We start from the raw sequence: 525 nt of genomic DNA, 5'->3' as shown, positions 1-525 counted from the left end.
AGAAATATCCCATAAGTTTATTGAGGCGAGGGATAAATTCGAAGAATTAGGTATTAAGATTGAGAAGCTTAGGATCGATATAAAAAAGATGATAAGGCATAAAAATAAAATTGTTTGTAGTTTAATTAATGGAATTGATGCTTTGTTTAGAACTAATGGGGTAATAGTATTGAAAGGAACTGGTAAGATTTTAAATGAAAAAAAAGTAGAAGTTTCTCACAACGGAAAAAAGAGTATTTTTAAAGCTAAGAATATTATTATTGCTTCTGGATCTATTCCTAGCAGCATTAAGCAGGCTCCATTCAATGGACATACAATAATAGACTCAGCAGCTGCATTAAGTTTACAGGATGTACCTAAGCGGCTAGGTATAATAGGAGCAGGTATTATTGGGATAGAAGTAGGTTCAGTTTGGAGTAGACTAGGCAGCAAGGTTACTATATTGGACGCTTTAGATCAAGTATTTCCAGCTGTAGATGAAAGTTTAGCTAAAGAAATATCAAAAATATTAACAAAACAAGGGTT

General features: G+C 32.4%; 1 protein-coding gene. It reads left to right on the top strand.

Annotated features, from left to right (window positions below):
• Nucleotides 1-525: FAD-dependent oxidoreductase (locus tag IE124_RS36445; RefSeq protein ID WP_189514091.1), on the top strand; the 525-nt coding region annotated here is incomplete at both ends.

The sequence above is a fragment of the Streptomyces narbonensis genome, assembly GCF_014649015.1.
Classification (GTDB): domain Bacteria; phylum Actinomycetota; class Actinomycetes; order Streptomycetales; family Streptomycetaceae; genus Streptomyces; species Streptomyces narbonensis.
The sequence above is the reverse complement of the archived record's forward strand: the minus strand, read 5'-3'. Positions and strand labels throughout refer to the sequence as shown.